Raw genomic sequence first — 6,331 nt, 5'->3', positions numbered from 1 at the left:
GCTATCTGAAAATAAGCACACGTAATACATACCCATCCAACACCTACCATCTAGGTCAGGCGAGCTAGTGACTCCCAACGCTAAAAAAATATATTGATTAAAATTATAGTGTTCTTATTTCTCGGACGGGATTACCCGCAACAACTGTATTTGCCTCTACATTTTTAGTAACGACAGAACCCGCGCCAACTACTGCGTTATCGCCAATGGTAACACCCGCTAAAACGATAACTCCCGCGCCAATCCATACGTTGTTGCCTATTGTAATAGGAGCAGCAAAGTTATCTTTATTCAGTCGCTGTGTAGGGTTAACAGCATGGGATACCGCTAACAACTGCACGTTAGGGCCAAATAAGCAGTCATCACCGATGCATATGGCTCCTTCATTTATTGGGGCATCTAATACCGTACAATTAATGTTTATGAAGCTACGATCACCAATAGTTATTTGATTACCATAATCACAATGAAAACCTGACTCTATAATTACCCCTTCCCCACATTGAGCGAATCGCTCTTTAATGCGTTTTAAATTGCCTTTACTCGGGCTTTTATTGAAGAGTCGGCATATTTCGCCTGTTTGTTTACGTAGGGCTAAAAGCTCTTTGCTTAAGCTATTAAATGACTGCATTGGAGGTTCTTTTTTAAGTTAGCGACGCTCTTACTATTTTACCTTTATTATAATTTGATGAAAGCTGCTTTATTTTTGCTCGTTCACTTGCCATTTAACTTGTTTCGTTTAAAATTGCACAACTTTCGAAACGAAACTTAATATACGATCTTTATGACTAAACGAAACACACAGCAGCGCCGCCATAATATATTGGCTCAGGTTAATGAGCTAGGTGAAGTGGCTGTGGAAAAGCTTGCTGAGCAGTTTCAAACATCTGAAGTAACCATTCGTAAAGATTTAACCGCGCTTGAAAAAAGTGGCCTGCTACTACGCCGTTACGGTGGTGCTATTGCACTGCCTAAAGAAATTGTAAGTGACGAAATAGACTCTAAGCGCAAAGTCGCAATAGCCAAGGCTGCAGCTGCACTTATAAAAGATCATAACCGCATTATTATTGATAGCGGGCGTACTACGGCCGCCATGATCCCAGAGCTTGCAAATAAACGCGGGTTAGTTGTAATGACTAATGCGATTAAAGTAGCGAGCCGTTTACTTTCACTTGAAAACGAGCCAACACTTTTAATGACCGGCGGTACCTGGGATCCGCATTCTGAGTCGTTTCAGGGGCAAGTTGCCGAAAACGTATTATGCTCTTACGACTTTGATCAGCTTTTTATTGGTGCTGACGGCATAGACGTAAAGCGCGGCACGACTACCTTTAATGAGTTAGTTGGTTTAAGCCAAGTAATGGCAAAAGCAGCCCGTGAAGTAATAGTAATGGTTGAATCAGATAAGATTGGCCGAAAAATACCAAATTTAGAATTACCGTGGAAAATAGTAACCACTTTAATAACCGATACTGGCTTAGCAGATGATAAACGCAAAGCGATAGAGGCGTGTGGTGTAAAACTAATTTGTGCAGAGATTATTGATTAGTAATTACAAAGCGAGTTACTAGAATTAAAAAATTAATGGAGACACTATGTGTGGAATAGTTGGGGCAGTTGCAGAACGTCCAGTAAACAAAATTTTAGTTGAAGGCCTTAAACGTCTTGAGTACCGTGGTTACGACTCTGCCGGTGTAGCACTTTTAGAAGGCTCTACACTAAATACTGTGAAAGCAGTAGGTAAAGTAGTGAACGTAGAAGCTGCACTTGAGAAAGCAGGTGTAAGCGGTCATACAGGTATTGCACACACTCGCTGGGCAACACACGGCAGCGTTACTGAAGAAAATGCTCACCCGCATGTATCAAACAATCAGCTAGCACTTGTGCATAACGGTATTATTGAAAACCACGCAAGTCTACGCGCATCGCTTAAAGAAGAAGGTTACGAGTTCCTATCTGAAACCGATACCGAAGTAATGGTGCACTTAATTCATAAGCTTCGTAAGCAACACACTACATTACTTGCATCTGTTCAAGCAGCGGTTAAGCAGTTTGAAGGTGCGTTTGGTACAGTTGTATTTGATAAAGCAAACGACAATGAAATCATCGTAGCGCGCTCAGGTAGCCCACTGGTTATAGGTTTAGGCCTTGGCGAAAACTTTATTGCTTCTGATCAGTTAGCACTATTACCGGTTACTCGCAGCTTTATCTTTTTAGAAGAAGGTGATGTAGCGCGCATTACACGTGACACTGTTGAAATTTTTGATGAAAATGGCAACGCGGTTGAGCGTGAAGTAGTTGAATCAAATATCACGCAAGATGCATCAGGCAAAGGCGACTACCGCCATTACATGCTAAAAGAAATCTACGAGCAGCCACTTGCAGTACGTAATACCCTTGAAGGACGTTTAAACGACGACCGCGTAGCAATTGATGCCTTTGGCGACAGCGCTCAGCAAATATTTAAAGACGTAAAACACGTACAAATTATTGCCTGTGGTACGTCATACCACTCAGGTATGGTCGCCCGTTACTGGCTTGAGCAATTTGCAGGCGTTAGCTGCAATGTTGAGATTGCCTCTGAGTTTCGTTACCGCCAATCGTATGTACACGAAAACAGCCTACTTGTAACTATTTCACAATCGGGTGAAACAGCCGATACGCTAGCGGCATTACGTTTAGCTAAAGAGCAAGGTTACATGGCCTCAATGACCATTTGTAACGTACCGGGTTCATCGCTTGTGCGCGAATCTGACCTTGCCTTTATGACTAAAGCCGGCGCTGAAATTGGTGTAGCTTCTACTAAAGCATTTACTACCCAATTAGTTGGTTTGTTAATGCTTACTGCGTCTATAGCGCAAGAAAAGCAGCTTGATCAAAGTGCCATTGTAAATGCTATAAAAGTACTACCCGCTAAGCTTGAAGAAACATTACAGCTTGCTGATGGCATTGCAGACCTTGCAGAAGAATTTGCTGATAAGCACCACTCACTGTTTTTAGGTCGTGGTTCGCAATACCCAATTGCAATGGAAGGTGCGCTTAAGCTTAAAGAAATTTCGTACATTCACGCAGAAGCCTACGCAGCGGGCGAGCTAAAACATGGCCCACTTGCACTTATTGATGCCGACATGCCAATTATTGTTGTAGCACCAAACAATGAGCTATTAGAAAAGCTTAAATCAAACGTAGAAGAAGTACGCGCACGTGGCGGCATTATTTACGTATTCGCAGATAAAGATTCACACTTTGAGTCAGACGACACAATGCGTGTAATCAACGTAAACCATACTGACGATATTATTGCACCAATTGTTTACACACTGCCATTACAGTTACTGTCGTACTACGTAGCGGTAATTAAAGGTACTGACGTTGACCAACCACGTAACTTAGCTAAATCGGTTACTGTTGAGTAAAATCAAAAGGTTGGTAATTACCTGTTAAAGATAAAAAGGCGCTTAATGCGCTTTTTTTGTACCTTAAAGCCTGTTAGATTAAATAACATACTATTTTCTAAAGGATTAGTAATGCGTTTATTAACCGCTGTTTTTATATGTAGTTTATTTATATTTTATTCTAGTAGCATACTTGCAGAGCCTGATTTAAAACAGCAAACCATTAGTTATACGCAGCAAACACATACTATTAAATCAGCTGTTTTAAACGAAGAACGCACAGTTGTAGTACAGCTTCCAAAGAGTTATCAAGCTAATCCAAACAAAGTTTATCCGGTCATTTATCGCCTTGATGGCGCGGGTAACATACCGCTTATAAGTGCAGTGATGGAGCGTTTACAAAATGATAATCGTGCGCCCGAGGTTATTATTGTCGCTATTGAAAATACCAATCGCTTAAGAGATTTATACCCCACAGTGAATAAAGAGCCACAAGGCCCGGTAGGTGAAGGCGGTGGTGCAGCAACGTTTTTAGCATTTATTGAGCAAGAGCTTATGCCCTTGATTAATAAAAGTTACCGTACGCACAATTATAATGTGATCGCAGGAGCGTCTGCGGCAGGCGTGTTTGCACTTTATACAATGCAAGCTAACCCTGAGCTTTTTCAAGCACACATTGCTTACAGCCCTGCCGTTTGGTGGAACTATGGCGCATCAGTAAAAGCGACTAAATCGTTTATCAATAAATCAAAAGATCTGAATAACTATGTTTATATAAATATTGGCGAAGAAGCAGGCTTAATGCGTGAGCGATACAATGAGCTGCAGCAAGCTTTGCAATCTAATAACTTGCCAAATTTACGTTTTTACAATGATACATTTGAAAATGTATCACATAACCTGACTTCCGTCGCAGGGGCCTTTAATGCCTACCATAATTTATTTTTACCCAAACAAATGCCCATGAGTGCTTTAAGCGATGATATAGAATCTATTGATGCTTATTATCAAACATTATCTCAGCAATGGGGCGAGCAAATAACACCTCCTGAGAGGGCTGTTAGGCAACTTGGTTACAATCTAGTAAATATGCAGCAATATGAGCGTGCTGTGGCAGTATTTAAGCATAATGTTAAGCATCACCCACAATCTGTTGATGCGCTATGGGGGTTAGGCTATGGCTATGAGGTACAAGGTAATATACAACAGGCACTTATTAAAATAGAAGCGGCTTTAAATGTTGTAGATACCACATACCCCCATTTAGATGCCTTAAAAGAGACTAAAAGTAGATTACAAACACAGTTAAATAAAATGCAGTAATGTAAAAGGACAAAGCGTAGGTGTGGCCCGCGCTTACAGTTACCTTTACAACACGCAGCTGTTACCCATAAAACATTAAAATCACTAATCTCTACTTAATAAGAACTAAATACGCTAAAATTACAGGCTACTTTTTTAGCAATGAGCCCGTAATATTCATGACCTCAGCAACAAGCCCTAGTACCTTTAACGAACTTGGCCTTATTCCAGAGCTATTAGCTCGTTTAACAGATTTGGAATACAGCCAACCTACGCCAATTCAAGCTAAGGCGATTCCAAGTGTACTTGCTGGTAGCGATTTAATTGCGGGGGCTAATACTGGCTCAGGTAAAACAGCGACGTTTGCTTTGCCTATGCTACAAACCCTATTTTTAGAGCAAGGTGCTAAAAAAGCAGCGAGCAAAGGTAACTTTGTAACTGGGCTTATTTTGGTGCCTACCCGTGAGCTTGCAACGCAGGTGGCCGATAGCGTTAAATCGTATTCTGCTAACTTTAATGGCGCAATTAAAACGGTCGCGGTATTTGGTGGTGTGTCGGTTAATACACAAATGCAGGCTCTACGCGGCGGTGCCGATATTATTGTTGCAACGCCAGGGCGTTTGCTCGATTTAATCTCAAGCAATGCTATTAAGCTCGATAAAGTAACAACCTTAGTGCTTGATGAAGCCGACCGCATGTTAAGTCTTGGCTTTACCGAAGAGCTTGCCGAGTTATTAGCGTTAATGCCCGCTAAAAAACAAACCATGTTGTTTTCAGCAACCTTCCCAGAGCGAGTCACACAATTAACGCAAGAGCTGTTAACTAACCCTGTTGAAATACAAGTTCAAAGTAAAGACGAAAGCACCTTAGTACAGCGTGTATTTACGGTTAATAAAGGCGAAAAAACCACGGTTTTAGCGCATTTAATTAAAGCGCATAAATGGCGCCAAGCACTTATTTTTGTAAACGCTAAAAAAGACTGTGAGCACTTAGCAGGTAAGCTTGAAAAGCGTGGTATTAACGCACAGGTATTTCATGGTGATAAAGGCCAAAGTGAGCGTACTCGCGTAATAGAAAAATTTAAAGCCGGCGAAATAGAAGTACTTATTGCCACCGATATAGCAGCCCGTGGTTTAGATATTGCCAAACTGCCTGTTGTTATTAACTTTAACTTACCGCGCAGCCCCGCTGATTACATGCACCGTATTGGCCGCAGCGGCCGTGCAGGTGAAGTTGGTTTAGCGTTATCGTTAATTGATTATGAAGACTTTCATCACTTTAAAATAATCGAAAAGAAAAACAAACTTCGTTTAGAGCGTGAAGAAGTAACCGGTTTTGCGGTAAACCAAGCAAACCTTGATGCGGCCCTTGCACTTAAAAACGATAAACCAATGGCAAAGCCCGCCGGCACAGGTAAGAAAAAGAAGAAAAAAGCCAACCAAGAAGATGACGTATGGAGCGGCTGGAGAAAAAGATAAGCCTTAATACATGTAAGTCATTAAACCTGAATTATTAAAAAACCCTGCAAATTTGCAGGGTTTTTATTAGGGCGTGTTGACCTTTGCGGATTGAAATTTGTTCAATCTAGGGGCGATTAAATCGCGGCGCGAGGTTTGTAACCTAGTGGGCTAAGT

The 6,331-nt window shown here is 41.4% G+C and carries 5 protein-coding genes; 4 read left to right on the top strand and 1 reads right to left on the bottom strand.

Annotated features, from left to right (window positions below; translation table 11 throughout):
* Positions 1–103: 103 nt before the first annotated feature.
* Complete coding sequence (locus tag AN391_RS19540) at positions 104–631, bottom strand: sugar O-acetyltransferase (protein ID WP_055016933.1); 528 nt, start codon at positions 629–631, stop codon at positions 104–106.
* Between the two features lie 153 nt (positions 632–784).
* On the opposite strand from AN391_RS19540, the gene AN391_RS19535 reads away from it, so the two are divergent.
* The 4 genes from AN391_RS19535 to AN391_RS19520 all read left to right on the top strand — a co-directional run bounded on the left by AN391_RS19535 (position 785) and on the right by AN391_RS19520 (position 6,175).
* Entirely contained in the window at positions 785–1,549 is a 765-nt protein-coding gene (locus tag AN391_RS19535; RefSeq protein WP_055016932.1) for a DeoR/GlpR family DNA-binding transcription regulator, read from the top strand.
* A 46-nt stretch (positions 1,550–1,595) separates the two neighbouring features.
* On the top strand, positions 1,596–3,416 hold the full coding sequence (gene glmS / locus AN391_RS19530) for a glutamine--fructose-6-phosphate transaminase (isomerizing) (RefSeq protein ID WP_055016931.1): 1,821 nt from the start codon (positions 1,596–1,598) through the stop codon (positions 3,414–3,416).
* A gap of 111 nt (positions 3,417–3,527) precedes the next feature.
* On the top strand, positions 3,528–4,718 hold the full coding sequence (locus AN391_RS19525; protein WP_055016934.1) for an alpha/beta hydrolase-fold protein: 1,191 nt from the start codon (positions 3,528–3,530) through the stop codon (positions 4,716–4,718).
* A gap of 158 nt (positions 4,719–4,876) precedes the next feature.
* Positions 4,877–6,175 (top strand): DEAD/DEAH box helicase, encoded by a 1,299-nt coding sequence (locus tag AN391_RS19520; protein WP_055016930.1) that lies wholly within the window; start codon positions 4,877–4,879, stop codon positions 6,173–6,175.
* Positions 6,176–6,331 lie beyond the last annotated feature (156 nt).

Source organism: Pseudoalteromonas sp. P1-13-1a, assembly GCF_001401875.1.
GTDB lineage: Bacteria > Pseudomonadota > Gammaproteobacteria > Enterobacterales > Alteromonadaceae > Pseudoalteromonas.
Note: the sequence above shows the minus strand (reverse complement) of the source record. Positions and strands in the feature narration are given on the sequence as shown.